Origin of the sequence: Streptomyces sp. SDr-06, from assembly GCF_003324565.1 — a bacterium.
GTDB lineage: Bacteria > Actinomycetota > Actinomycetes > Streptomycetales > Streptomycetaceae > Streptomyces.
In genome coordinates this window covers 1-25876 of record NZ_QOLA01000032.1, presented here as the reverse complement: position 1 = coordinate 25876, position 25876 = coordinate 1, and the positions used below count along the sequence as shown (strand labels likewise).

The window sequence follows — 25876 nt, the reverse complement described above, 5'->3', positions numbered from 1 at the left end:
GGCGTACTCGGAGGTCCGGAGCCTCCTCCCCAGCAGGAGCCGATCGTTTGCTCTCGCATACCACTTGGCGGAATCTCGACCCTCGCTCCGGACCGGCGAAGAAGGCGGGAAACGATGACGCGCACCGCGCTGGTCGTCGGCGGCAACCGAGGGATAGGGCTGGCCGTCGCTCGACGGCTCAGCGCGGACGGATACCGTGTCGCTGTCACGTACCGTCAGGCACCGCCGCCCGGTGAGGTGTTGGGTGTGCCCTGCGATGTCACGAACCTTGACAGCGTGCGTGAAGCATTCGACCGGGTCGAGGAGGAGCTGGGTCCTGTGGAGGTGCTGGTGGTGAACGCGGGAATCACCCGGGACGGGCTGCTCGTCTCCATGTCCGAGCGGGACTTCGCCGCGCCCGTCCTGACCAACCTGACTGGCGCCTACCGCGTCACGAAGCGGGCCGTGCGCGGCATGCTGCGCGCCCGCCGGGGGCGCATCGTGCTGCTGTCGTCGCAGGTCGCACTGTCGGGCGAGGCCGGGCAGGCCAACTACGCGGCGGCCAAGGCGGGTCTCATCGGCTTCGCCCGCTCGCTCGCCCGGGAACTGGGCGGCCGCGGCATCACGGTGAACGTGGTCGCGCCCGGTCTGACCGACACCGACATGGCGGCCGCGCTCCCCGAGGCCCGCCGCCAGGCGATCCTGGCGGGTGTGCCGATGGGCCGCATGGTCCGGCCGGAGGAGGTTGCCGCCGCGGTCGCCTTCCTCGCCGGCTCCGACGCGGGTGCCATCACCGGTGCCGTCGTCCCCGTGGACGGAGGTGCCGGCATGGGCTACTGATGCTCGGCCGCCCCGCCACCGGTGGCAACGCGGGACGCGCGGCAGCCGCACCCGGACACCAAGCGGCAAGCACAGACGGAACAGACGAACAACGGGGGAAAGACCATGAACAACGCCGGAGTTCCGGCCCTTGGCGGGCTCAAACGCCCGTCATTCCCCGCGGTGGACGGAAGCCGGTCGCCGAACGCGGCCTGCTCGTCGGGCAAGGCCCGGTTACTGGCCACGAGCCGGTCGCGGGACGTGCCGCCCGCACCGGTACCGGACGCGTCCCTCATACCCGGGGCGCCCGGCGCACCCGATGCCTCGGACGTGTCCAAGTCGCCGGCCGTACCCGAGGCGTCGGCCGCATCCGGGACACCGGCGGTCCTCGATATGTCGGCCGCTCCCGAAACCCCCCGCGTCCCCGAGGCATCGGCGGCCTCCGTGGCCGTCCCGGCCCCGTCCGACCCGTCCCGCGTCCGCCGGATCTGCGTCATCGGCTGCGGGCCGCGCGGTGCCTCGATCGTCGAGCGGGTGCTCGCCAACGCCCCGGATGTCCTGCGCGGCGGGCGGCTCGATCTGCACGTGGTCGAGCCGTTCCCGCCGGGGGCCGGCCGCGTCTGGCGGACCGACCAGCCGCGGCTGCTGTGGATGAACTCCGCAGCCGATGACGTCACCCTGTTCCCGGACGCCTCGGTCGCCTGCGCGGGCCCGGCCCGTCCGGGGCCCACCACCGGTGCGTGGCTCGGAGGGCCGCTCCACGACGGCGCCTACGCCTCCCGTGCCGACCAGGGCCGCTATCTGCGCTGGTTCTTCGACCGGGTCACCGCCCAACTGCCGCCCGGAGTGAGGCTCTTGGTGCACCGGGCCCGAGCCGTCGACGTGCTCCGCACCGAGACCGAGAGGCCGGGGGGCACGGGGCGAGGGGGGCAGCGGGTGGTCCTGGACGACGGATCGGCGCCCTTGGAGGCCGATCACGTCGTGTTCGCCACCGGTCACCGCGGGACACTGCCCGAGCCCGGTCCCGATGGTGTCACCCGTATCGGGCCCGGCCCGGCCGACCCGGAGCGGCTGGCCGCGATCCCGCCCGGCGCACGGGTGGTCACCCGGGGTCTTGGGCTGGTCTTCGTGGACTGCGCGATGCTACTGACCGAGGGGCGCGGCGGGCAGTTCGTCCGCGAGGGCGGACGGCTGCGGTACCTGGCGTCGGGGCGCGAACCACACCTGGTCGCCGGCTCCCGGCGCGGCGTGCCCCTGCCACCCCGCCCCGCGCTGACCTCGGCGGTACCGGCAGGACCGCCCCGGATCGCCACGCTCGACGCCTGCCGCAAGGCGCTCGCCCGGCCCGGTGCGGGCTTCCGCCGCGACGTGTGGCCGTTGGTGGTGGCCGAGTTGACATGGCGTCACTACCGGCAGCTCCGCACCGCCCGGCCTGGGCGCGCGGTGATGGACTGGCCGGAGTTCGACCGCAGTTTCCGCTCATTCCCGGCGGGGGACGAGCGACAGGCGAAGCTGGTCCATACCGCCGTGCCCGACCCCTCCGACCGGCTGGACCTCGACCGCCTCGAAGCGCCCCTCGCGGGTCTGCGGTTCGAGGGACCCGAGGACCTACAGGGCCACGTACGCGCCCAGATGGCGGCGGATCTGCGCCGGCGCAGGGACCCGCTGGCCTCCGGGGACTCCGCCGTGGTGGACGGCCTCATGGTGACGGGGGCGGTGGTGGAGGAGCTCTGGCGGGGCGGCGGGTTGTCGCCGCACGACGTGGTGGAGGCCCTGGACCGCTTCGCCTTCGGCGCGTTCCTCAGCTCCGGGCCGCCGATGGCGCGCGCGGAGCGGCTGCTGGCGCTGGCCGAGGCGGGCGTCGTCACCTTCGTCGGACCCGGCACCACGGTGAAGCCCGCGATCACGGACGCGGGACGCCGGGTCGTCCGCGCGTACAGCCCGGCGGTGCCCGCGGCGTACGAGGGCTCGGTGCTGCTCGACGCCCGACTCGACCGGGCCGGGCCCGAGCGCGCCGAAGACCCGATGATCCGGGCCCTTTGGGCCCGTGGCGAACTGGCCGAGGAGCGGACCGGGGAGACTGGCACGGGCGGGATCTGCCTGTCCGGGCCCGCGCTGCATCCCGTCGGGACGGACGGGCGGATCCATCGCGACCGGAGTGTGGCGGGGCCCGCGCAGTTCCCGAGACCGGGGACCGATGCCGTGTTCTTCCGCCAGAACGACATCGTCGCCCGCCATGCCCTCGGCGCCCGCTGACCCCATGAACTCGCGCCGAGGATCTTCCAATTCATGAGAAACCTTCCGTTACCGGCAGAATCCGCAGAAGCTAGCCTGGGATCGTCCATGGAAAACCGACCAGATGCCTTGGACACGAAGGGGAATTACCCGCGCCTGGCACAGGGCGAAGGGGGGCCCGGATGCGATCGTGCGCGTGCGACCGGCGTGCCGACCGCGTCCTCGCAAAGAACAACCGAGGAAAGCGGCCGTTGACCCGGGCCGCAGAGGGGGAAGTCTTGCAGACCGCAGTTGAGGGGCCGGCGCCCTGGGAGCCCGGCACAGTCCGCTCCGCCGAGGACGGCGAGTTGCACGTGTTCTCCTTCGATACCGAGGAGGACGGGCGGCGCTCCGGACCAGACGGCGAACCGTTCCGTGACCGGAACGAGAGACGGCTGCGCGGCCTGCTGGCCGACCTGCTGGGTCGCCGGGAACACGAGGTCCCGCTGAGCCGGGACGGGTACGGGCGACTGCGCGTCGACGGCCTGCCGATCGGCGTGACCATCTGTGACGACGGCGGACGGCTCGGGGTTGCCCTGGCCTCTGGCACGCAGGTGGCGCTCAGCGCGCACCCGGTGCCACGGACGTTCGCGGCACCGGCGTACCTGCCGTTCACCGTGCACGAACGGCGCACGGCGGATCTTGCGCCGGAACACCAACGTCCCCGGTTCCTGGCCCGGTTGTGGGCTCGCAAGGAAGCGGCCCTCCGGCTGGCGGGCCCCGGCAGGCTGTCCCTGGCGGACCAGGTGGACGCGCTGCCGGGCGGCTGGGGTGGCGAGGTGCTCGTACCCGAGCCGCTGCCCGGCGGCGGACAGCGGCTCCGGGGTGCCTACGTCGTCGACCTGCCGGAGACGCAGGGTGGCTGGGTGGCCGCGGCCGCGACGTCCGCACCGCTGCGCGCCGTGCGCGTGTGGCGGTTGGGAGCACCGCGGGGGTGCGTCATGGGGTGACGATCGCCGGATGATCGGCCGAAGTGGCGGGGGCATCTGCGGGGACGCTGAGTTCCCGCCACACGGCCGAAGCGGACCGGTAAGCGCCGGCCGCCTCGTACAGCGCGGCGGCGGTGCGGTATTCGGCCTCGGCGTCGGCCGTGTGCCCGGCCGTGCGCTGGGCGCGAGCCGCGGCCACGGCGCCGCCCGCCCGGTCGAGCGGCGGCAGCTTCGCCCGCCCCCGGACGACTTCTCCGGCGTGCTCCAGGGCTCGGTCGACCGTGCCGGCGCGCAGGGCGGCGAGCGTACGGAGCGTCGCGACCCGGACCGCGTCCGCTGACGTGCCCAGGAGGGCGACCGTCTGGGCGAGCCGCTCGGCCAGGTCCCCGGCGGTCTTCTCGTCACCAGCGGACAGATGGAGCAGCGCGGCAGCCCACAGCATCCGCAGCCGTGTCGCCATGTCCGCCGCGGGATCGGCGCGGGACAGGGCGCGGTCCATCACGGCGAGGGCCTGCTCCGGCTCGCCCGCCGCATAGTGGTGTTCGGCCGCCACCCACAGGGCGGTGGCCTGCAACTGGCCCGCGGGCAGGGCGTCGGCGGAGCTCAGCAGCTCCTCGCGGAGCCCGGCACCGCGCTCCCACTCGCCGCTAGCCAGCCACCCGGAGAGCAGGCTCACCTGGGCCTGGACGCGCTCCGGTACGGCCGTCCCGTCGTCCGGTACGGAACGCAGGGCCTCCTCCGACAGGAGGACGCTCTCGGAGAGCCGGCCCGCGTGCCGCAGCACGTCAGCGGTCTCCACGGCGACCCGGGCGCGCAGCAGCGGGGAGGAGTCGGTGAGCGGGTCGGAGAGGAGCTGTCGCAGCGCCTCCTCGCGGGCGTCGGCCTCGCCCAGGCGACCCAGCGTGACGGCCAGCTCCCATCGGGCCTCCCACTGGATCTCTTCCATCCGGGCGGCCGCGGCCGCCCGGATGACATCGAGGAGCTCATCCCGGGCGAAGGCGAGGTCACCGGTGCTCTGGCGGGACCGGGCGGAGATCAGCCGGCCCACCAGCTCCACGCGGTGCAGACGCTGGAGTTCCTGGGGGGCAGGGGAGGACAGCTCGTCGACCGAGACGCCCAGGCGGTCCGCGAGGGCCCGCACCACCTTGGGGCTGGGGGTGCGGTTGCCGCTCTCGACGAGGGAGACGTAGCTGGGGGACGTTCCGTTGCCCGCGATGTCCGACTGGGAGAGCCCGCGTGCGACGCGGATCTCGCGCACTCGTCTCCCGAACTCCGGTTGCTCGACCATCAAGACCGCTCGCTGAAGTGAAGTGTGCCGGGCCGCCCAACACTTGCCATGACTGCGCAGTCTACCCGCCGACCACGGAGTGTGATGCCCGCATTCGTTGCATGCACGGTCCCTTCCGCCTCCCTGTAACTAGGTTCCGGCGGCATCATCCCCCATGAAGGTCATACTAGAGTCATGTATGAGTCAATAGCCGTCATAGGGAAGGGAGGCGGGCGGCGTAGGGGTTGGGGGATGCGGGCGCTGTTCGCCGCCGTGGGTGTGGGGGCGCTCGGGGAGGCCATGATGCTGGTCGCCGTGCCCTGGTTCGTCCTACAGACGACCGGGAGCGTGGCGCGCACTGGACTGATCGTCGCGGTGGTCGCCGTGGGCACGGTGGCCGCCGGGCTCGTCGCGGGTCCCCTGGTCGACCGCTGGGGGTTCAAGGCGATGGCCGTGGCATCCTACGGGGTGGGGGGCGCGGCGGCCGCGTGCATTCCGCTGCTGCACCACCTCGGAGCCCTCGGATTCCCGGCCCTCACGGCTTTGGTGCTCGCCGCGAGCATGCTCGACGTGCCAGGGGCCGCGGCCGTCACGGGCCTGGTGTCCGGACTCGCAGACGAGGCCGGAACTCCCCTGGAGCGGGCCAACGCGCTACTGGGCGGGGTGCACCAGACCGCGCACCTGGTCGGCGCGCCGCTGGGCGGTGCCGCGGCCGCCTTCCTGGGCGCGGGCAGCGTTCTGCTGCTCGACGCTGCGGCCTGCGGCCTGGCCGCCCTGGTCATCGCCTGCTACGTGGCCCGCCCCGAACCCGCCGGTGCGGGCGGGCCGGCCGAGCGGTACCTCGCCGGACTGCGGGCCGGACTGCGGACGCTGTACCGCCATCGGCTGCTGCGTACCGTGACCGTCTCGTCGGCCGCCTTCAACGCGCTCGACAGCGGGCTCTCCGGCGTGATCCTCGTGACGTACGCATACCAACATCTGGACAGCGCGGCCGCGCTCGGCGTGCTGCTGATGGCGTTCGGCCTCGGGACGGTGGCCGGCACCCTCGGCTTCGCCTCGGTCGGCCACCGGTTTGGCGGCCGGGCCGTCTACCTGCGCTCCAGCCTTCTCGCCGGACTGCTGCTCCTGCCGCTCGCCGCGCTGCCGCCACTCCCGGTCGGCGCCATGCTGCTCGCGGTGCTCGGTGCCGCGGCAGCGCCGGTGGGGCCGGTCCGCACAGCCGCGCTGCAACGGCACGTGCCGCGCGGCCAGTACGGCCGCGTCACGGCCGCGGTCGACACGCTGGCGCAGGTCGCCGTGCCGCTGGGGGCCTCGGCCACCGTGGCGTCGGTGGGTCTGCTGGGCCTGTCGTGGACGCTCCTCGCCGTCGCCGGCGCCTACCTGCTCGTGGTCGCCTGCTGCTGGGCCGCGCCGGGGCTGCGGGAGATGTAGCCGGGCCCGGGCGCGGAGGGAACCGGCACCTCCGCGCGGGTGCGGGGCCGATCACCCACAGCCTTGACTATGCTTGACAATCGATGACTATATGTTGACGCTACCTCTGTATACACATACATACTGAGGGAGAGAAATGACATCTGTTCTCGACCGGTCAGCGACGTCGGCCGAGGTGGAGGGCATCCCCTTCGCCGACCGTCTGCACGCGCTGCGAAGGGTCCGGCGGCACCTGATCGAGAACCCCGGGCCGGTCCACGAACTGCTCTGCGAGATCTCCACCCACCGCGCGGCGGGCTACGAGATCGAGGCGGCGGTCAGGACTCTGGACGGGGCGCTCGCCGAGGCGGAGAAGTACCGCCCCGCGAGGGTGCCGAGACTCGCCGCCTTCATGCCGTCCAACGTCCTGCTCTACTCCTATGTCCTCTACCTGCTGGTGCCCGCGCTCTACGCGGAGCAGCTGGTGTTCCGGCCGTCCAGCCAGGTCAAGGAGCAGATGATCAAGCTCCACGCACTCCTTGCCGATCAGCACGGTCTGCCCGTCGAGATCTCCACCACCAGCCAGCGCGACTTCCTGCAGGACCGCGTGGAGCCCGCGGACGTCGTCGTATTCACCGGCGCCTACGCCAACGCCGAGCAGATTCGCGCCCGGCTCCGCCCCGAGCAGCTCTTCCTCTTCCTCGGCTCGGGGGTCAACCCCTTCGTCGTGGCTCCGGGCGCCGACCTCGCCCGGGCCGTGCGCGACGCTGTGGAGATCCGCACGCTCAACTCCGGCCAGGACTGCCTCGGCCCCGACCTGTTCTGCGTTCACGAAGACCTCCTGGACGAGTTCGTCGACACTCTGGTGACCGAGGTCGAAGCGCTGCGCTACGGCCCGTACACCGACCCCGACGCCGACTACGGGCCGATCTTCTACGAGGGCGCCCTGGAGGAGGCCGCGCTCTACCTGGCGCGCAACCGGAGCCGGATCGTGCACGGCGGAGCCGTCGACTTCCGCAGCCGGCGCGTCGAGCCCGCCGTCGCCGTGGGCGGGGAGGTCACCCCGCGCTTCCAGCTCCCGGAGTTCTTCGCGCCGGTGTTCAACGTCGTCGGCTACCGCGACGAGGACGCCTTGGCCGCGACCCTCACCACCGGCGTGTTCACCGAACGGGCCCTCGGCGCCAGCGTGTACGGGACGGCCCCGCGCCTGACCGAGGCGCTGCGTCGGCGCGCCACCGTTACCGAGGACGCCACCCTGCTGTCCATCGACGACGGCAACGCTCCCTTCGGGGGCTTCGGCCGCCAGGCCAACTACATCAGCGTGGGCGGAGAGTTGAGGGCCGAGCCGGTCCTGATCTCCAAGGCCGTCGCCGAACACCTCCCGAAGGCGGACCGATGAGCACCATTTCCTTCCCCACCGCCTGGGCGGCCGTCGCTGACTGGCTCGGCCACCTCGGGCTCGCCACCGTGTACGGCCTGCCCGGCGACGACATGGACCTGCTGGGCGCACTGGAGGGCACGACCGTCGACATGGTCCTGTGCCGCGACCAGCGCAACGCCGTCCACATGGCCTGCGGCCACGCGCTGGCCTCCGGCCGGCTCGCCGTCTGCACCGTCGGCAAGGGGCCCGCCGTCACCAATGCGCTCACCGGCCTGCTGGAAGCCACGTCGGCCGCCGTTCCGCTGCTGCTTGTCGCCGGGGGCACGGGCCTCGACCGGGTCGGCACCGGCGCGTTCCAGGAACTCGACCAGCTCGCCGCGGTGCGCCCGTTCACCAAGTGGGCAGTCCGCGTGGACCGCCCCGAGCGGCTGCCCGCCGTCCTGGAGAAGGCCGCCGCCGTGGCCGTCAACGGCACCCCGGGCCCGGTCTACGTCGAGATACCCGACAGCACCGCCCAGCAGCCTGTCACCGACATCGCCCCCTGGCGCCCGGCGGCGCCGCACCGGCTCGCCCCCGACCCGGACGTACTGGCCCGGGCGGCCGAGTTGATCACCGCCGCCCGTCGGCCGCTGCTGCTGGTCGGCGGCGGGGCACGGCACCGCAACGCAGATCGGGCGCTGGAAAGGTTCGCCGGTCTGCTGGGCGCCGGCATGTTCACCACGGCGTCGGGCCGCGGCACGGTCGCCGAGGACCATCCCCTCTTCTGCGGCGTCTCCGGTCTCTACACGGTGCCCCCGGCGACCGCCCTGTGGGAGGAGACGGACCTCGTCGTCGCGCTCGGCAGCCGCCTGGAGGAGACCGCGACGTTCGGCTGGCCCGATCGCGCGGGCCTGCCCGTCGTCCAGGTCGTCGCGGCGGAGGACTCCGTCGTCACGGCTGGGCCCGGCATCTACGTCCTCGGGGACGTCGGGCGGACCGTGAGCGGGCTCGCCGAACTCCTCGCCGGGCACGTCCCCGACCCGTCGTGGGCAGAGCGGGCGGCCGCCGTCCGCTCCGGTCTGCGGGACCGGGCGGCCGGCCGGGCGAGCGCCGCCGCGGCGGCCGCGGCCAACCACGGGGTCGCGGTCTCCCAGGTGCTGGCCGCGCTCGACCGGGCCGTGCCCGCCGACCGCGTCCTCGTCCAGGAGAACGGGTTGCAGGACATGTGGTCGTACTTCCACCCCCACTGGACGTGCGGCACCGACGGAGGCTCGGTGGTGCCCAGCGAGCAGACGCCGCTGGGCTTCGGCGCGGCCGCGGCCGTCGGTGTCAAACTCGCCTCCGGCGACCGCCCGGTGGTGGCGGTGTGCGGCGACGGGGCGTTCAACCTCTTCCGCACCGAACTGCCCACCCTGGCCGACTCCGGTGCGGCCGTCCTCTACGTCGTCCTCGACAACGGCGGCTACGGCTGGCTCCAGACCAACCTGGACCGGGTCAGCGGCCCGGGCTCCCGCTTTGCGTTCACCAATGAACGGCCAACCGGTACAAGGGAGTTGGCCCGCGCCCATGGCCTCGGCCACTGGTCCGTGGCAGGCCCCGACGACCTCGACGACGCCGTCGCGCAGGCCTGGGAGTACTGCGCCAAGGGCGTCTCCGCCGTGATCGAGGTGCGCGTCGCGCTGTCCGACCGGCCCCCCGGGATGGACGGGGCGGCGGGCGACTTCCCGCATCGCGAGGACGCGTGACGCGCACGTACCCGATTCGACGACCAGAGAGCACAGTGCCATGTCCGTAGTGATGTTCTTTCCCGGCCTCGTCCCCAGCGGCTACGACGCCATCCGGGACTTCGTGACCGGCGACCCGCACGCCAGACGGCGGTTCGCGGCCGCCGACGAGGTCCTCGGCTACCACCTCCAGGACGCCTACCGCGAGGCGTCGATCTACGACTGGGAGGTGTACGAGGCCGGCTACATGGCCCTCACCCTCGCCCTCGCCGACTGGGCCGAGGAGAAGTACGGCGCGGCGCCCTCGCTGTGCGGCGGCCAGAGCTTCGGCTCGTTCATGGCCGCCGTCCGCTCAGGCGCCCTCGCCTACCAGGAGGCGCTGGAACTCGTCCGGCGCAGCGTCGTGGTCGAGACCGACTACTTCGACTCGCTGGAGCGGCCGCTGGGCTGCCACTTCTTCTACCGGCTCGCCCACGAACAGGTGGACGCCCTGCTGGCGGAGGTCCGCGCCCGCGGCGAGTGGGCCGAACTGTCCGTCATCCTGGACGAGCGGGTGCACGCCGTGTCCGCCGAACTCACCACGCTCGCCCGGTTCGAGGAGCGCGTCCGCGAGGAGGGCGGCTTCCCCTTCTACACGATGAACCGGGCCGAGCACTGCTCAGCCGTCGGCGGGCTCCGCCGGCGGCTGCACGACGAGGTCTACGGCGGCATCGAGTGGCGGGACGCCACGATCCCCTTCCTGTCTGACGTGGACGGGCGGCTGCTCGCCGACGCCGAGGAGATCAAGCAGGACCTGCTGGACGGCTGGACCACACCCGTCCACTGGGAGACGGTGCTGCGAGGCATGCACGCGGGCGGCGTGCGGGAGGTATGGATTCCAGGCCCGCGCAACATGTTCGCGCGGATCACCGGTAACGCCTTCCCCACGAAGGTCATCACGCCGAAGGGCGCCACCCGTTGAGCGAGGCCACGCCGTCCCGCGCCCCCTCCTTCCGGCGGGTGTTGCGCGCGGCGGCCCTGGCGGGTGCGCCCGCGGAGGTGCTCGACTTCCTGCTGCCCCTGTGGGCGGCCGCCGCCCTCGGGGCCGGCCCCGCCGTGACCGGCGCACTAATCGCCGTCGAGGCGGTCGTCTCGCTGGTGGTGCGCCCGCTGGCGGGTGCGCTCGCCGACCGTTTCGACCGGCGGCTGACGGCCGCGGTGGGCGCCGCCGGATACGCGCTGTCCTGCGCGGGATACGCCCTCGCCGACGGCCTCGCGAGCCCGTTGCCCGCCGCCTTCGCGGCGGCGGCCGTCGGCGGCGCCGGGGGCGCGCTGTTCTGGGTCGCCGTCCGCACCTGGACCGGCGAGCAGGGCGGGGACCGGCTGAGCGCGTACGGCGCGCTGCTGGCCGCCGAGGGCCGCGGGGCGCTCGTCGGGTACGTCGCCGCGTTCGTGCTGCTGGGCAACTCCGGTTACGCGGCGGTGTTCTGGGCCGGCGCGGCGGCCAGCGCCCTCGCCGCCGTGCTGCTGGCCACGGCGCCCGGGTCCCCGGGGTCCGCGCCGGGGGCCCGTCCGGCCCACGGCGGACCACCGGGCCGTCGCACCCTGCCCTTCATGACCGTCGCGGCCATCACGGCGGCGGGGGAGGCTGGCCTGTGGCTGATCCTGCTGCTGCGACTGCAAAGTGACGGCTTGTCACCGACGCAGGTGATGGCGGTGTTCTGCCCGGGCTTCCTCGTGTTCATTTTGGTGCCCGAGCACGCCCACCGCGTAACCGGTCCGCTCGGCCGGGAGCGGACCATGGTGGTTGCCTTCGCGGCCGGGACCCTGTTCGCCGCCGGCCTCGCGATCGTGCCCACGCCCACCGGAATCGCCGTGCTGTGGGCCCTCGCGGCGGCCTGCTTCGCCGCGCAGACGCCCGTGGAGCAGGCGACGGTCTCGGCCGCCGCGGGAGACCACCCCGGACTCGGCATGGGTCTGTACGAAGGTGCGCGCCTGGTCGGCGTCACGGTCGGCGCGGCCGCTCTGGGCGGTCTCTACCAGGCGGTCGGCTGGGTCGCGGCGTGCGCGGTGGCGGCCAGTGCGTCGCTGGTCGGAGCGGTCCTCGTGCCGTACGCGATCCGGGCCCTCGCCCTGCCGAAGGACGATCCGGCCGGCGGCTCGGCGGACGGCCCCGAGGGCGGCCCCGTGGACGCTTCGGCGAACGGCCCGGCAAAGGGCGCGGTACCGGCGGCGAAGGACGGCGGGGAGCTGGAAGACGGGGACGTCGCGGCCCCGTCTTCAGGCGAGCGCGCCCGCCGGGAGCGGCAGGGCTGGTACGTCCACTCGGCGCTGTTCGCGGTGGGCGAGGCCGCGCTGTGGGCCCTCGGCGCCCCGGGGTGGATCGGCCGGACCTGGATCACGGTGTACGTCGTGGACACGCTTTGGTCCTGGTCTTACGCGATCCGTTCCCGCAAGGAGTGACGGCGCCCGGTCTCCGCGGCTCCGGGTCCCGGCGTCTCGCGTAACGCCGGGACGCGGGCGCTCAGCAGCCCCGGCGGCTCAGAGCTGCTTCTCGATCCGGGTGACCACATCGGACACCAGGCGCAGTTCCTTCAATTCCTCCTCCGGCAGGCTGACGCCGAAGCGCTCCTCGGTGGAGACGATGACCTCCACCATGGCGAGCGAGTCGACGTCGAGGTCCTCGATGAAGGACTTGTCCTCGGTGACGTCGGCGGGCTCCACGTCGGCCACCTCGTTGAGGATCTCGGCGAGGCCGGTGATGATCTCTTCGCGGGTCATGGTTTCTCCAGTTGTCAGGTGAATGCGGTGCGGTGCGGACGGAGTGCCGTCCGGTGTCTCAGTGGCCCTCGGCGGGAGCGGCGCGCTCGGTGAGGCCCACGACGTGATCGGCGAACTTCTCGTCGATGCCGATGAGCCGAAGCTGGCGGCGCAGGCTGTCGATGCCCAGGCTGCGCATCGTCGCGCCGGTCCCTGAGTCCTTGACGTCACCGCCCTCCTCGATGGCCAGCGCGAGCGGCGTGGCCTGCTCGATGACGTCGCGGATGGCGTCGGCGTGCCCCTCGCGCACGCCCTGGCGCAGGGCGTGCAGACCGAAGCTGACGTGCCGTGACTCGTCCCGGCACATCGCGGTGAAGCCGGCCTTGACGCCGGGCAACAGCGGGACCTCGTGCAGCGACTGCACGATGGCGCGCTGTCCGACGAGAGCCAGGACGCCCTCCGAGATGAGGTGGAACAGGGCGACGGTGCGCAGCCAGGTCTCGTAGTCGGCGGGCCGCTCCTGGACCTCGCGGATGATCTCCGTCTCCAGCCGGCTCAGCGCGCGGTGCGGGGGCGTACACAGGTTCCACGCCTGGACCAGCATCCGCTTGGGGTCCGGGTCCAGACCGAGGACTTCCTCGCCGAGGCGCAGCATGAGCTGGGTGTGGCGGGTCTCGTCGGCGATCTGGGTGCCGAGATAGAGGTGGTCGATCTCCTCCGGGGCGCCGGTGAGGATCGGCGCGAGCAGGTCGAGGCCGGTGTACTCGCCGATGATGAAGGTGGCGATGGACTCCTCGAGCGCCTTCCGCGCGGACCGGGGGAGGCGCTTTTCGTAGTCGACGCGGTCCCGTTCCAGGTCGATCGCCTGCGCGGACCACTGCTGCTTCTCCCAGCGTTCGTACAGCGCCTGGGGCTTCATCCGTTGCGCCGTGACCACATCCGCGTGGCGCAGGACGTCGTCGACCGGCAGCTCCGGCATCTGTGCGAGGGATGCGTCGTCGAGCAACAGGGTGCTCCAACGGGTCATGTCATTCCTCCATGACTCGTGAGTGAAGAGTTTGACTATCCATGATTGAGCAGTGAACCCCATTTCAAACTGGGTGGTCAATGGCGATAGGCGAGCATCCACGTCTACGTGAGTAACGGAAGACGGCTCCATCATGACACTCAGAAGATCCTGAGTCATGATTCTTGACAATGGAATCGGCTTTGAGTCAAGGTTCCGTTGCCGGGCAGGACCGGCCACTGCGGGGAGCGGAACCGCCCGGAGCAGAGAGGAGGAGCCGACAGATGCCCAGCCAGACACAACACGACGACCGGCGAGTGGTCGTCACCGGACTCGGGGTGATCTCGCCAGTCGGGAACACCACGCAGGAGTTCTGGACCGCCCTCACCGAGGGGCGTAGCGGCATCAAGCGCATCACGCGCTACGACGCCGACTCCCTGCCCACGCCGCTGGCCGGCGAGGTCACCGAATTCGACCCCCGCGCCTACATGCCCAACCGGACCGCCCGCCGCCTCGACCGCTTCGCTCAGTTCGGCCTCGCGGCCGCCCTGGAGGCGATGGACGGAGCGAAGCTGGAGATCGGCGAGGAGGCCGCCCCGCGCACCGCGGTGCTGGTGGGATCGGGCTACGGCCCCGGCCAGATGACCCTGGCCGGGGTACGCGCCCTGGACCGCGGCGGCCGCCGGGCCATGACCCCCTACCTGGCCGCGGGCGGCTCCGTGGACAGCGCCTCCACCGAGATAGCCGGGCACATCGGCGCCCGGGGCCCGTCCGGGGCGATGGTCGCGGCGTGCGCCACCGGCGCCACCGCGATCGGCGACGCTCTGCGGCTGATCCGGCACGGATACGCCGACGTGGTTGTCGCGGGCGGCTCCGACGACGCCGTCAACCCCCTGGACCTGGCCGCCGCCGCCAACGTCGGCGCGCTCTCCCGCAGCACCGACCCGGCACGCGCCAGCCGCCCCTTCGACCGGGCCCGCGACGGGTTCGTCATGGGCGCCGGCGCCGGGGTGGTCGTCCTGGAGTCCGCCGAGCACGCCGAGCGGCGCGGGGCCGAGATCCTCGCCGAGGTCGCGGGATACGGCGTCACCACCGACGCCTACCACTCCACCCACCCGCACCCCGGGGGCATCGCCGTGAAGCGGGCGATGGCCGACGCGCTCGCCGACGCGGGCGCACGGCCCGAGGACATCGACTACATCAGCGCCCACGGCACCAGCACCGAACTCAACGACCGCATCGAGAGCGCCGCCATCCGCGATGTGTTCGGCGACCACGCCCCGCGGGTGCCGATCAGCTCGCTGAAGTCGATGACGGGCCACATGATTGGCGCGGCAGGTGCCGTCGAGCTGATCGCCACCGTGCAGGCCGTCCGCACCGGAGTGGTGCCGCCCACCGTCAATTGCGACGACCCGGAGGACTTGGGCCTCGACTACGTGCCGCACCGGGCCCGACGGCACCCCACCCGCACCGCGCTGAGCAACTCGTTCGGCTTCGGCGGTCACAACGCCGTCCTCGTCGTCCGCGCCTGGGCGCCCGCCACCACGTCCGCAGACCAACAGGAAGGGCAGCGATGAAGGGCAGACTGGTCAGCCTCGTGCGTCCCACCGACGCCGACTACGAGCTGATGGCCGAATGGCTCGGCCCCAACTCACCGGCGGCAGTCCTCACCGCCGACACCAACGAGTACGCCACCCCGCAGGCCCTGCGCCAGCTCGACGAGAGCGGCAGCATCCGCCAGTTCGCGGTCCGCGACCACGACGGCCGCACCGTCGGCACCGTCAATCACCGCAGGTCCGGCCCCGCCGGCAACTTCATCATCGGCGGCGCCATCGGAGACCCGGAGCTGTGGCGGCGGGGGCTGGGCGCGGAGGCGTTCGACCTCCTCCTGGACCACCTCTTCCACTCTCTGAACGCGCACCGGGCGCAGTTCACCACGGCCCTTTACAACAAGTCCGTGCTGCGGCTCGTCACCCGGGCCGGCTTCGTCCTGGAAGGCGTCCTGCGCGACTTCTTCTTTCTCGACGGCGCATACCACCACGCCGCAGTGTGGTCGCTGCTGCGCCATGAGTACTACGAGGCGGTCGACATCCTCACCCGCACGTCCCCCTCCTTCGTCGGGCCCGACCGCGTCCCCGAGGAGGACAAGGCCGCTGCCCGCGACCTGATCCGCGCCCATCTACGGAAGCCGGACACCGAGACCTCCTTCCGGCTGCTGCTCGGCGACACCCCCGAGCCGGTCCCCTCCGCGCCGAACGGGGGCGGGCAATGAACTCCAGGCCGCCCGCGGAGGCGTACTGCCAGGCCGACCCGGTCTTCTACGACATCGGCAGCCGGGGCATGGTTGACGACACCGCCTTCACCCAGACCGCCGGACCCGTGCCGCACGGCTGGCAGCGCCGGGACCGCGAGATGTGGGTGGTGTACGAGCCGACCGGGCACACCATGCCCCGGCAGGGCTGGAAGATCCACGTCTCCGGGTTGCCCGACAACTCCCAGCGCGTCATCGACATCACGTACGCCCACTGCGTCCGGCTCGGCGTGCCCTTCAAGTTCCTGCGCGCCCGCTCCGTGGTCGCCGCCCACGGCCTCAAGTACGCGCCCCGCTCCGCCAGCGGCAAGCTCGTGACGATCTACCCCCGGGACGACTCCGAACTGCGCACGGTCCTTGAGGAGTTGGCGCCCGCGCTCGACGGCGAGCCCGGCCCGTACATCCTCACCGACCTGCGCTGGGGCAACGGCCCGCTGTACGTGCGCTACGGCGGATTCGTCACCCGGTACTGTCCGGACGAGAACGGCACCCCGGCCCCCGCCGTCGAGCGGCCCGACGGCGTGCTCGTCCCCGACCGCCGCCGGCCGGTGTTCGAGGTGCCCGACTGGGTCGAGCTCCCCGACTTCCTCGCACCGCACCTGGCGACCCGCCAGGCTGCGGGCAGGGACGCCGACTTCCCCTACACGGTCGAACGCGCCCTGCACTTCTCCAACGGCGGCGGAGTCTACGAGGCCCGCCACACCGACGGGCAGCGCGTGGTGCTCAAGGAGGCTCGCCCGCACGCCGGCCTCGACGGCCACGGCGTGGACGCGACCGCCCGGCTGCACCGCGAACGGCGGGCGGTGGAACGGCTCGCCGGCATCCCCGGCATTCCCGCCCTCCACGGCCACCATCAGGTGTGGGAACACCACTTCCTCGCCGTCGAGCACATGCCGGGCGACACCCTCCAGGCGTGGCTGGCCCGCAACTACCCCCTGACCAAAGCCGATCCGGACGAGGCGGCGCTGGCCGCCTACGCCGACCGGGCGCTGGCGGTGGTCGACCGGATCGAGCGCCTGGTCGACGCCGTGCACGCCCGCGGACTCGTCTTCGGCGACTTGCACCCCGCCAACGTCCTGGTGGACGAGGACGACCGCGTCGCCCTCGTCGACTTCGAACTGACCGTCCCCGTGGCCGAGGCCGAACGGCTCGGCCTGGGGCACCCCGGCTTCATGGCCCCGGGCAAGTCGGGCTTCGCCATCGACCGGCACGCGCTGGCCGCGCTGCGGCTGTGGGTGCTCTTCCCGCTCACCCACCTGTCCGAGCTGGACCCCGGCCGCCCGGTGCGCCAGACCGACGAGGCCGAGCGCGCTTTCCGACTCCGGCCCGGCACGCTGGACGCGGTGCGCCGTGAACTGGCGCCCACCGAGGCGGCGTTGGCGAAGGTCCCGGCCGCGCTGCGGGCACCGGCCCAGCCGGACGCCGACTGGGACGCAGTCCGCGACTCCATGGCCAGGGCCGTGCTGCTCAGCGCGACGCCCGAACGCCGTGACCGGCTCTTCCCCGGCGACGTACGGCAGTTCCACACGGACGGCCTCAACTTCGCCTACGGAGCCTCCGGAGTGCTGTGGGCTCTGCACACCAGCGGCGCCGGACGCCACCCGGACCTGGAGCGGTGGCTGCTCGACGCGGCCGCGCGGCCGGGCGACCCAAGGCCCGGCTTCTACGACGGACGCCACGGAATCGCCCACGTCCTGGAGGAGTTCGGCCATCGCGAGGCGGCGCTGCGCACCCTCGAATCCTGTCGCGGCACCCTCGCCGACACCCGGGACATCAGCCTCTTCCACGGCGCCTCCGGCATCGGCCTGAACCTGCTGGACTTCCACCGGCGCACCGGCGACGGGGAGTACCGCGCCGACGCCCTGGAACTCGCTGCCCGCACCGCGGACGCGGTCCGCGCGGGCGTCGCCCCGGGCATCGTGCGCGGCGGCGACCAGGGCACCCGGGCCGGACTCCTACGGGGCTGGAGCGGCCCCGCGCTGTTCTTCCTGCGGCTGTACGAGGACACCGGCGACAGCGCCCACCTCGACCTCGCGGTCGAGGCACTCCACCGCGACCTCGACCTGTGCAAGGTCGCCGGCGACGGTTCGCTCCAGGTTGACGCCGGCTACCGGCTGCTGCCGTACCTGGAGGTGGGTGGTGCGGGCATCGCGCTCGTCGCCGCCCAGGTCCTTGCACACCGGCCCGACGACCGGCTCGCGGAGCTGCTCCCGGCGCTCGGCCGCGGCGCCGAACCGGAGTTCGTCATCGAACCACACCTGTTCGCCGGACGGGCCGGTCTGCTGGCCGCGCTCGCGGTGCTCCGCGACCGAGGCGCTGGCGGTCCCGGTGTCGGACCCGCGGTCGAGCGGCACCTGGCCCGGCTGCGCTGGCACGCCCTGTCCTACCGGGGGCACGTCGCCTTCCCCGGCGAACAGCTACGCAGGCTCTCCATGGACCTCGCCACCGGCTCCGCGGGCATCCTGCTCGCGCTGTCCGCAGCGCTCGACGGCCGTCAGGGCTTCCTGCCCTTCCTCGCCCCCGGACCCGCCCGCGGGGCGGTCACCGCGCCCCGTCACGGGGCGCCCCAGAACTCCGGCCGGCCCTCGCCGGACCGGTCGATCCGGCCCGTCCCCGTACCTGCGGGACGGCCCCGAGGACATGGAGAGGAGGCACTCCATCATGGCGATCGTTCTTGACCTTCAGGGTCTTGAGGTCCCGGCCGCAGAGGCCGAGGCGCTCGGCAGCACCATCAGCAACGGCTGCTGACACCCGCGCGGCACGGCCGGCCCCCGCCCCGAGTGCGAGCCGGCCGTCCCACCGACACCCGGAGAGGAGGCACCCCATCATGGCAATCGTTCTTGACCTTCAGGGTCTTGAGGTCCCGGCCGCAGAGGCCGAGGCGCTCGGCAGCACCATCAGCAACGGCTGCTGACACCCGCGCGGCACGGCCGACCCGCGCCCCGAGTGCGAGCCGGCCGTCCCACCGACACCCGGAGAGGAGGCACCCCATCATGGCAATCGTTCTTGACCTTCAGGGTCTTGAGGTCCCGGCCGCAGAGGCCGAGCGTCTGTCCAGCACCATCAGCAACAGCTGCTGACACCGCCGCGCGGGGGCCGGGCCCACACCCGTGTGGCCCCGGCCCCGCCGGTCGCAGCCACCCCGACACCAAGGAGACCGATGAGCGGGCTGCTCGACGGCAGAAGACTGCTGATCACCGGGGTGATCAGTGAGAGCTCCATCGCGTACGCGGTGGCCCGGCTCGCGCAGGAACAAGGTGCCCAGGTCGTGCTCACCGCCTACGGCCGTCCTTCGCTGGTGCGGCGCGTCGCCCGGCGCCTGCCGCACGAGGCCCCCGTCATCGACCTCGACGTCACCGACGAGGAACAGCTCGCCTCGCTCGCTGAGCGGGTAAGCCCACACCTCGACGGCCTCGACGGCGTCCTGCACGCCGTCGCCCACGCACCGGCGAGCTGTCTGGACGGCGGCTTCCTCTCCGCGCCCTGGCCCGATGTGGCCGGCACGTTCCACACCTCCGCCTACTCCCTCAAGGCGCTCGCCGTGGCCTGCCGTCCGATGCTGCGTCCGGGATCGGCTGTCGTCGGCCTCGACTTCGACGCCTCGCGCGCCTGGCCCGGCTACGACTGGATGGGCGTGGCCAAGGCCGGCCTGGAGGCGTGCGCCCGCTATCTGGCCCGTGACCTGGGCCCGGCAGGCGTCCGGGTCAACCTCGTCGCGGCCGGACCGCTGCGCACCCTCGCGGCCCGCGCCATCGGCGGCGACGGAGCCGGCTTCGAACAGGACTGGGCCGCCCGCGCCCCGCTGGGCTGGGACCCCGCCGACAACGAACCAGTTGCGCGAGCCTGCCTCACCCTACTGTCCGACTGGTTTCCCGCCACCACCGGCGAGATCGTCCACGTGGACGGCGGACACCACGTCATGGGGGCCTGAGATGCGGCACCTGGGCTCGATGTTCGGCCCCGACATCACCTTCCTCGGAGTCGAGCGGCTGGACTTGCGCAATCCTCCGGACCACCCCGACGTGGTCATCCTCGGCGCCCCGCTCGACGGTGGCACCACCCACCGCCCCGGCGCACGGTTCGGCCCGGCCGCCATCCGGCAGGCTTGCTACCTGCCGCAGAACGGGGTCCGCCGCAGTCTCGCGCTGGGCGTCGACCCACTGACCGAACTGAGCGTGTACGACGCCGGTGACGTGCACTGCTACTCGGGTGAACTCGGCCGCAGCGTACGGCAGATCGAGGCCGCCGTGCGCATGGTGGCGGCCCTCGGCGCGATCCCCGTGGTGCTCGGCGGCGACCACACCATCGCGCTGCCCGACATGAGCGCGGTGGCCCGCCACCACGGCCGGGGTCGCATCGCCATGCTGCACTTCGACGCGCACGCCGACACCGGCGACATTGAGTCGGGCCCGCTCTACGGCCACGGCAAGCCCATGCGCCAGCTCATCGAGTCCGGCGCGGTGCGGGGCGACCGGTTCTTCCAGATCGGCCTGCGCGGCTACTACCCCGAGCCCGAGACGCTACGGTGGATGGCGGACCAGGGCATGCGCTCGTACGACATGAGCGAGATCACCGCCCGCGGCCTGGACGACTGCCTCACCGAGGTGTTCCGCACGGCCATGGAGGACTGCGACGGCGTCTACCTCTCGGTCGACGTCGACGTCGTCGACCCCGGGCACGCACCGGGCACCGGCACCCCCGAGCCCGGCGGTCTGACGTCCCGTCAACTCCTTGACGCGGTACGCCGGATCGCCTACGAACTGCCGGTCGTAGGCGCCGAGGTCGTCGAGGTCTCTCCGCCGTACGACCACGCCGAGATCACCGCCTACCTCGGCAACCGCATCGTCCTGGAGACGCTCTCGGGCATCGCGCGCCGCCGCCGCGACGCGACCGACGGCCCCTGGGACCCGCGCACACCCCTGCTGGAACGGCCCGTCCGGCTCGCGGAACGGGCGGGAGGAACACATGACTGAGCAGACGGTCCTCGCCCCCGCCCCCCGGCTGGCGGCCGGCTCCGGCGACCCCGATGGTGCGACCTTGAACCAGCTGATCGCCGCGGCCGCGCGGGAATTCCGCCGCCGGGGCGTGCGCGCGGGCGACCGGGTCCTGGTCCGGGGTGACAACTCCGTCGACTACGTCGTGGCGTTGCTGGCCCTGATGCACCTGGACACCTCGCTCGTCCCGGTCGACCACCGGGGGACCGCCGCGGAGGCCCGCACCACCGCGGCCCAGGCGAACGCGCGGTGGCTGTTGTGCGAGGGCGACGGCGCCAGCCACCTCCCGGCCGGCCGGGTGCTGCGCTTCTCCGGCCTCGGCACCAGGGTCGACCCGGAATCCGCGGACGAGCCCTGCCTCGACGCCTGGTTCGCGCGCGGCGACGCACTCGTCCTGTGGTCCTCCGGCACCACCGGGCGACCCAAAGGCATCGTGAAGTCCGGCCGCGCCGTGCGGGGCAACACCCTGCGCACCATCCGGGCCATGGGCTACCGCGAGGACGACGTCCTCGCCCCGCTGCTGCCCTTCTCCCACCAGTACGGGCTCTCCGTGATTCTCATCTGGTGGCTGACCCGCTGCACCCTGCTCGTCACGCCCTACCAGCGGCTCGACCACGCGGTCGCACAGGCCGCCGCCGTCGGGGCCACCGCCGTCGACGCCGCGCCCTCCACCTACCACGCCCTGCTCGGCCTGTGCCGGCGGCGGCCCGAACTCCGGGCCGGTCTCGCGGGCGTACGGGTGTGGGGCGTGGGCGGCGCGCCGTTGCCCGACGCGCTCGCGACATCCTTCGCCGACGAACTGGGCCTACCCCTGCTCGACGGCTACGGGCTCACCGAGCTCGGCAACGTCGCCCTGGCCACCCCCACCGCCCCGGTCGGCTGCGGCCGCCCCTTGCCCGGCATCTCCCTGCGCGTCGTCGGCCCGGCCGGCGTCCCGCTCGGCCCCGGCGACGCGGGCGAGATCGAGGTCCGCTCGCCCGACCTGATGGAGGGCCGCCTCGACCCGGACGGCACGCTGTGCCCGGCCGACCGAGGCGGTTGGTACGCCACCGGCGACCTCGGGTTCCTCGACGCGGACGGCAATGTTCACGTCCTCGGCCGCAACCGGGCCGTCCACCGCCTCGGCTTTACCCTCTACCCGGAGGGCCTTGCCCGGAAGGCGGAGGCATGCGGGCGGCCGGTAGAGGTCCTGCCCGTCGACGACCCCCGCCGCGGCTGCGCCCTGCACTTCGTGGTCGCCGACCCAGACGGCCTGCCGTCCCGGCACTGGCGTGCCCTGCTCGCGCCCCACCTGGCGGACTACGAACAGCCCAACGCCATCCACGTCGTGCGAGACTTCCCGCTGCGCACCAACGGCAAGGTCGACACCGGCGCCCTGCGCACCGCCCTCGGCCTGGCCACGCCCGGGCAGCCCGGGTGATCCAGGTCCTGCGGGGAGCGGTTCTCGCCACCGAACCAAGCTCGCGCCCAGCCTTGAGTTGGTGCCCGACTCGCGCCGGGGCCGGGCCGTTGGGCCGCCCCGACGGGCGCACGAACGGCCGAAGAGTCGGTGGTGGACCGAGCGCGTCGTCAGGGAGCGCGGCTCGGAGCGGCACATCCGGTTCGGCTCGGAGGTCACGTCGTACGAGTTCGATGAGGCGGCCGACCGCTGGCGAGTCAGGACGCGGTGCGGCCGTCCGCGGATCGTGGTCCTGGTCGACCTGACGGGCAAGCGGGTCGCCGTCATCGTCGTCGACACCGGCCTGGTGGCATCCCTCCTGGGCCACCGGCCCAGGGTTGTGGGGGCCTTGGTCCGGCTCGACGCGAAGAGCATTCATGTGCACCTGTGGGCGTCTACCTTCGCTGCCCGCAGCAGGCCGTTTCCCAATGGGAGAAAGAGCCGGTGAGTCCATGGTTGCCGAGCGGGTGCGTGGGCCGGGCGCTACCCCGATTGGGAGAGCCAGGGCTGATCGTTCCCCTCTGAACCCGTGCTCAGGTCTGGGCTGGTAAGGCACTCGGCTTCACCAGCGATGCGGACCTGTTCCGGCTGCCGGTCGACACGTTGCGGTTGGGCGGCACGACCTCTCAGGCGGTCGGCAACCCCTGCACCAGCGTCGAGGCGCCCGGGCAGATCGACGCACCGGCCGTGGGCAGCATGTTCCGCTGCAGCTACGGCGGCACGGACACCTGCCGCGCCCTCTACGCCGCCCTGCACCGCACCGGCACCAGCGGCATACCCGTCCTCCTGACCGACGCCGAGGACCGCCACCCACCGGGCACCCTCGCCATCGACGCCGCCCGTTCCCGGATAGACCTGCACCGGACCGTCCTCGCCGAGGGACAGCAGCAGGACGTGATCGGCTCTCTGAAGCGGGACCCGCCGATCGCCCGGTGGCTGGCCGGTGCTGGAGAACCTGATCGGCCGCCTGGCTCGGGACATACGGGAGGACGCCCTCTCCGAGTGGACGACCGCCGGGGCCGCGATCGCCGTACGAGCCTCAACGGCCTTACGCCGTCGCCTACGGGGCGACGTCCTCTCCCTCGGCACCGCTGCCCCTGGTCGTCACACCCGGCCGGGTCGAGCCGTGGTCAGCGCGTCGGACGGTACGTAGCGATGATCACTCCGCTGCTGGTCGGCTGAGCGCTGACCAGCTCCAGCTTCTTCAGGCTGGCGTCGTCGGCGAAGAGCTTCTTGCGGCCCTCGCCGGCCACCACCGGGTGGATCAGCAGTACCAGTTCGTCCAGCAGGTCCTGCTCCAGCAGCGAACGCACCAGGGTGGGGCTGCCCGCGACGGTGATGTCCTTGCCCTCTCCCGCCTTGAGCTCCTCGATCGCGGCCGCCAGATCGCCGTTGACGAGCGTGCTGTTCGCCCAGTCGTCCACGCTGTCCAGCGTGGACGAGACGACGTACTTGGGCGAGTCATTGATCCACTTGGCGAAGCCGGCGTCCTCGCCCTCGGTCACCGTCGGCCAGTACCCGGCCCACTCGGTGAAGGTCACCCGGCCCAGCAGAATCGTGTCGGCCGACTCCAGCGTCTTTCCCAGCGCGGCGCCCATCTCCTCGTCGAAGGCGAACTGCCACTCGTTCGGCGACTGGGCCACACCGTCGAGCGAGACGAACAGACCCGAAACGACCTTGCGCATGATTCCTCCGTGATGAGTTCGGGGCCCGCCGCCCGGCCGCGGCCGAAGCGCACTCCGGCCGGGGCGGGCCGCCCCCGTCGGCTACGTCAGGAAGACTATGCGGGCACCGGGGAGGAGGGCTTGTACAGAAGCGACAGCGGCTCGGCCGCGTCGGGAGCACTCAGCTGCGTGGCGGTACGGCCGATGAACCGGGTCAAGGACCGCGCCAGGTGCGGCTGGTCGAAGTAGCCCAGCCGGTGCACGACGTCCTGCGCCGCTGTCCCCTGCTGGAGCAGGACCGCCGCCTCGCGGGCCCGGTGGATCTGACGAACTGCCCCCTGGGTGAGGCCCGTTGCCGCGACGAATCGCCGCTGGAGGGTCCGCTCGGAGACATCGGGGGCCGCGCCACCCAGCACCGCGGGCACGATCGGGTCGCAGTCCACGATGCCCTCGCGCACCATGCGCCGTACGAACGCCTCCGCATTGTCGTAACCGGGCACGTGCCAGGCGGAACCCTTCAGCCACACGGAGTGCTGCGTCACGTCGGGTAGCTCCGCCATACCACCCACCAGCCGGCTGATGGGCACGTGCGGCATTGAGGTACCCAGCGCGAAGCTGATACCGAAGAACGTGGCGTCCTTGGGAACGGGAGCCACGCACGCCTCGGGCTCCGGGCCCAGCACGGCCGCCTGCACCCGGCCCTCGTGCTCCCAGAAGACAAGCTCCCAGTGCGACGCCGCGACCGACGTCATCCGGCCCACCTCGCTGCTGCGGCTGCGCCACACCCTCTCGATGTACGGCAGCTCCGACGGCCGACTCTCGATCTCAAGACCCAACCGGAACGCCCCCGCTCACCGCCGCCTGAGCCGCCAGTGTGCCACGCGGCGCGGACAGCCGAAGCTTCGAGCGGGATGCGCGAGGGTATCCGCGCAGCCGGGCCCGTACGTGGCTGATCGATCTGGGGGTTGAGGGCCGGGGGCGACGCGCTTCCGGGCCCCTACCCTGCGCGGTTGCAGGGGCCGTCTCCGGTTGCCCGCCCCCAGGGCCACGCACGGCACAAAGCCGATGGAAGGTGTCTGAGCTCTGCCCGAAGGGCTCGGTGTTGATACGGGCGTCAATCTGCGGGGCGGAAGACGAAACAGAGCGTCGAGAGGGGGCCCTGAAGCATCTGCGTGACCTTGCCGAGCCGCTCACTGGGTGAGGGAGACGGCCCCGGCCGGAACGCCTCGACGGCGTCGCGCCATCAGACATCGCCGTCCGGCCCGCCGCCTCCCTCTGCGATCTGCACCGACCCGGTGGTGGCCCGGGGCAGGCCGTATAGGCGGAAGGCGGAGGAACGGCGCGTCGGGATCAGCAGCCCGAGTCGGGGGCGACCCAGCCGAGTGCGGATCTGAGGAAGGCTCTGACGAGAGCATGGAGTTCGTGGCTGGTTTGGAGGTCTTGGGGCTCGCAACGGTAGTCACCACTGTCGAGGTCCACGAAGCCGAATTCAGCTTCACCGCTGCTCCAGACGCTGATCTGGACGCCCCGGTTCCTGGCCTCGACGGTCAGCCATGCACTGCTCTTGGGGCGGCCATCTTCTGGTGAGTGCCCAAGCTCGACGGTGTTCCCAAAGGCTCGGAGAGCCTCTGCGTTCCCGGCGAACCATGCCGTGAGTATGCAGGGGAAGTTGGGCAGCCAGCGGCTGCTCAAGTTGTGGGGTGGGACATCTGGAAGGCGAGCCGCTCATCGGCTTGGTCCCCGATGCGAGCGAGCACACGGTCCAGGTCGAGGAATTCCTCCCAGACCGGCCTTCCGGTCGCGGTCGCGAGCCTGGCGACGACGAGGTCTTTGAGCCTTCCCCTTGATCGTGGACACCTGGAGACTGGGACCTGAGGTTCCAGAGGAAGTAGCGCCAGGTGGGAAGCAAGTACACGAAGCGGTACACCGAGGAGTTCAAGCGGGACGCGATCGCGCTCGTCG

Annotated in this window: 20 protein-coding genes and 1 pseudogene; 15 read left to right on the top strand and 6 right to left on the bottom strand. The window is 72.4% G+C overall.

Features of this window, described 5'->3' with window-relative positions; genetic code table 11:
* Positions 1–114 precede the first annotated feature (114 nt).
* The 3 genes from DT019_RS35930 (at position 115) to DT019_RS35920 (ending at position 4022) form a co-directional block, all read left to right on the top strand.
* The gene (locus DT019_RS35930) at positions 115–819 is read left to right on the top strand and encodes an SDR family oxidoreductase (RefSeq protein WP_114041196.1); all 705 of its coding nucleotides are present in this window, start codon (positions 115–117) and stop codon (positions 817–819) included.
* Positions 820–1128: 309 nt separating this feature from the next.
* Positions 1129–3054 carry an FAD/NAD(P)-binding protein gene (locus DT019_RS35925; RefSeq protein WP_147267390.1) on the top strand — a complete coding sequence of 642 codons (1926 nt, stop codon included), beginning with the start codon at positions 1129–1131 and terminating at the stop codon, positions 3052–3054.
* Positions 3055–3311: 257 nt separating this feature from the next.
* Positions 3312–4022, top strand: a complete 711-nt coding sequence (locus DT019_RS35920) for a hypothetical protein (protein ID WP_147267389.1) — start codon at positions 3312–3314, stop codon at positions 4020–4022.
* Here DT019_RS35920 and DT019_RS35915 read toward each other — a convergent pair.
* The gene (locus DT019_RS35915) at positions 4012–5289 is read right to left on the bottom strand and encodes a helix-turn-helix domain-containing protein (protein ID WP_114041193.1); all 1278 of its coding nucleotides are present in this window, start codon (positions 5287–5289) and stop codon (positions 4012–4014) included. The genes DT019_RS35920 and DT019_RS35915 overlap by 11 nt on opposite strands.
* 231 nt (positions 5290–5520) lie before the next feature.
* On the opposite strand from DT019_RS35915, the gene DT019_RS35910 reads away from it, so the two are divergent.
* The 5 genes from DT019_RS35910 (at position 5521) to DT019_RS35890 (ending at position 12204) form a co-directional block, all read left to right on the top strand.
* Positions 5521–6699 (top strand): MFS transporter, encoded by a 1179-nt coding sequence (locus tag DT019_RS35910; RefSeq protein WP_189390242.1) that lies wholly within the window; start codon positions 5521–5523, stop codon positions 6697–6699.
* A gap of 136 nt (positions 6700–6835) precedes the next feature.
* The gene (locus tag DT019_RS35905) at positions 6836–8077 is read left to right on the top strand and encodes an aldehyde dehydrogenase family protein (protein ID WP_114041191.1); all 1242 of its coding nucleotides are present in this window, start codon (positions 6836–6838) and stop codon (positions 8075–8077) included.
* Positions 8074–9783 carry a thiamine pyrophosphate-binding protein gene (locus tag DT019_RS35900; RefSeq protein WP_114041190.1) on the top strand — a complete coding sequence of 570 codons (1710 nt, stop codon included), beginning with the start codon at positions 8074–8076 and terminating at the stop codon, positions 9781–9783. The genes DT019_RS35905 and DT019_RS35900 overlap by 4 nt, the downstream gene beginning before the upstream one ends.
* Positions 9784–9823: 40 nt before the next feature.
* The gene (locus DT019_RS35895) at positions 9824–10723 is read left to right on the top strand and encodes an ACP S-malonyltransferase (RefSeq protein ID WP_114041189.1); all 900 of its coding nucleotides are present in this window, start codon (positions 9824–9826) and stop codon (positions 10721–10723) included.
* Complete coding sequence (locus DT019_RS35890) at positions 10720–12204, top strand: MFS transporter (RefSeq protein ID WP_223279933.1); 1485 nt, start codon at positions 10720–10722, stop codon at positions 12202–12204. Before DT019_RS35895 ends, DT019_RS35890 begins: the two co-directional genes overlap by 4 nt.
* Positions 12205–12282: 78 nt before the next feature.
* On the opposite strand, the gene DT019_RS35885 is transcribed toward DT019_RS35890, so the two are convergent.
* Together DT019_RS35885 and DT019_RS35880 are read right to left on the bottom strand one after the other, a co-directional pair.
* Positions 12283–12522 (bottom strand): acyl carrier protein, encoded by a 240-nt coding sequence (locus DT019_RS35885; protein WP_114041188.1) that lies wholly within the window; start codon positions 12520–12522, stop codon positions 12283–12285.
* A 58-nt stretch (positions 12523–12580) separates the two neighbouring features.
* Positions 12581–13528 carry a ribonucleotide-diphosphate reductase subunit beta gene (locus DT019_RS35880; protein WP_114041187.1) on the bottom strand — a complete coding sequence of 316 codons (948 nt, stop codon included), beginning with the start codon at positions 13526–13528 and terminating at the stop codon, positions 12581–12583.
* A 263-nt stretch (positions 13529–13791) separates the two neighbouring features.
* On the opposite strand from DT019_RS35880, the gene fabF reads away from it, so the two are divergent.
* The 7 genes from fabF to DT019_RS35845 all read left to right on the top strand — a co-directional run bounded on the left by fabF (position 13792) and on the right by DT019_RS35845 (position 22698).
* Positions 13792–15084: a beta-ketoacyl-ACP synthase II gene (gene fabF, locus DT019_RS35875; protein WP_114041186.1), complete on the top strand. Its 1293-nt coding sequence runs from the start codon at positions 13792–13794 to the stop codon at positions 15082–15084.
* Positions 15081–15779, top strand: coding sequence for a GNAT family N-acetyltransferase (locus DT019_RS35870; RefSeq protein WP_114041185.1), 699 nt, complete (start codon positions 15081–15083; stop codon positions 15777–15779). The genes fabF and DT019_RS35870 overlap by 4 nt, the downstream gene beginning before the upstream one ends.
* Positions 15776–18496: a class III lanthionine synthetase LanKC gene (gene lanKC / locus DT019_RS35865; protein ID WP_114041184.1), complete on the top strand. Its 2721-nt coding sequence runs from the start codon at positions 15776–15778 to the stop codon at positions 18494–18496. Before DT019_RS35870 ends, lanKC begins: the two co-directional genes overlap by 4 nt.
* Positions 18497–18978: 482 nt before the next feature.
* On the top strand, positions 18979–19749 hold the full coding sequence (fabI, locus tag DT019_RS35860; RefSeq protein ID WP_114041183.1) for an enoyl-ACP reductase FabI: 771 nt from the start codon (positions 18979–18981) through the stop codon (positions 19747–19749).
* 1 nt (position 19750) lies between these two features.
* On the top strand, positions 19751–20791 hold the full coding sequence (gene speB / locus DT019_RS35855; protein ID WP_114041182.1) for an agmatinase: 1041 nt from the start codon (positions 19751–19753) through the stop codon (positions 20789–20791).
* Entirely contained in the window at positions 20784–22232 is a 1449-nt protein-coding gene (locus DT019_RS35850) for a class I adenylate-forming enzyme family protein (protein WP_114041181.1), read from the top strand. The genes speB and DT019_RS35850 overlap by 8 nt, the downstream gene beginning before the upstream one ends.
* A gap of 61 nt (positions 22233–22293) precedes the next feature.
* Positions 22294–22698 carry a hypothetical protein gene (locus tag DT019_RS35845; RefSeq protein ID WP_114041180.1) on the top strand — a complete coding sequence of 135 codons (405 nt, stop codon included), beginning with the start codon at positions 22294–22296 and terminating at the stop codon, positions 22696–22698.
* A 682-nt stretch (positions 22699–23380) separates the two neighbouring features.
* Here the strand turns inward: DT019_RS35845 and DT019_RS35840 are convergent.
* The 3 genes and pseudogenes from DT019_RS35840 to DT019_RS40550 all read right to left on the bottom strand — a co-directional run.
* Positions 23381–23935 carry a dihydrofolate reductase family protein gene (locus DT019_RS35840; RefSeq protein ID WP_114041179.1) on the bottom strand — a complete coding sequence of 185 codons (555 nt, stop codon included), beginning with the start codon at positions 23933–23935 and terminating at the stop codon, positions 23381–23383.
* A 95-nt stretch (positions 23936–24030) separates the two neighbouring features.
* Entirely contained in the window at positions 24031–24750 is a 720-nt protein-coding gene (locus tag DT019_RS35835; protein ID WP_114041178.1) for a helix-turn-helix domain-containing protein, read from the bottom strand.
* An 852-nt stretch (positions 24751–25602) separates the two neighbouring features.
* Positions 25603–25876: pseudogene (locus DT019_RS40550) on the bottom strand (hypothetical protein); the annotation flags it as partial.

Bases quoted from the DNA above. Each gene is read 5' to 3' on its own strand.
- fabF (WP_114041186.1), top strand. From the start codon at position 13,792: ATGCCCAGCCAGACACAACACGACGACCGGCGAGTGGTCGTCACCGGA.
- DT019_RS35895 (WP_114041189.1), top strand. From the start codon at position 9,824: ATGTCCGTAGTGATGTTCTTTCCCGGCCTCGTCCCCAGCGGCTACGAC.
- fabI (WP_114041183.1), top strand. From the start codon at position 18,979: ATGAGCGGGCTGCTCGACGGCAGAAGACTGCTGATCACCGGGGTGATC.
- DT019_RS35910 (WP_189390242.1), top strand. From the start codon at position 5,521: ATGCGGGCGCTGTTCGCCGCCGTGGGTGTGGGGGCGCTCGGGGAGGCC.
- DT019_RS35930 (WP_114041196.1), top strand. From the start codon at position 115: ATGACGCGCACCGCGCTGGTCGTCGGCGGCAACCGAGGGATAGGGCTG.
- DT019_RS35870 (WP_114041185.1), top strand. From the start codon at position 15,081: ATGAAGGGCAGACTGGTCAGCCTCGTGCGTCCCACCGACGCCGACTAC.
- lanKC (WP_114041184.1), top strand. From the start codon at position 15,776: ATGAACTCCAGGCCGCCCGCGGAGGCGTACTGCCAGGCCGACCCGGTC.
- DT019_RS35885 (WP_114041188.1), bottom strand. From the start codon at position 12,522: ATGACCCGCGAAGAGATCATCACCGGCCTCGCCGAGATCCTCAACGAG.
- DT019_RS35880 (WP_114041187.1), bottom strand. From the start codon at position 13,528: ATGACCCGTTGGAGCACCCTGTTGCTCGACGACGCATCCCTCGCACAG.
- speB (WP_114041182.1), top strand. From the start codon at position 19,751: ATGCGGCACCTGGGCTCGATGTTCGGCCCCGACATCACCTTCCTCGGA.
- DT019_RS35905 (WP_114041191.1), top strand. From the start codon at position 6,836: ATGACATCTGTTCTCGACCGGTCAGCGACGTCGGCCGAGGTGGAGGGC.
- DT019_RS35840 (WP_114041179.1), bottom strand. From the start codon at position 23,935: ATGCGCAAGGTCGTTTCGGGTCTGTTCGTCTCGCTCGACGGTGTGGCC.
- DT019_RS35850 (WP_114041181.1), top strand. From the start codon at position 20,784: ATGACTGAGCAGACGGTCCTCGCCCCCGCCCCCCGGCTGGCGGCCGGC.
- DT019_RS35915 (WP_114041193.1), bottom strand. From the start codon at position 5,289: ATGGTCGAGCAACCGGAGTTCGGGAGACGAGTGCGCGAGATCCGCGTC.
- DT019_RS35900 (WP_114041190.1), top strand. From the start codon at position 8,074: ATGAGCACCATTTCCTTCCCCACCGCCTGGGCGGCCGTCGCTGACTGG.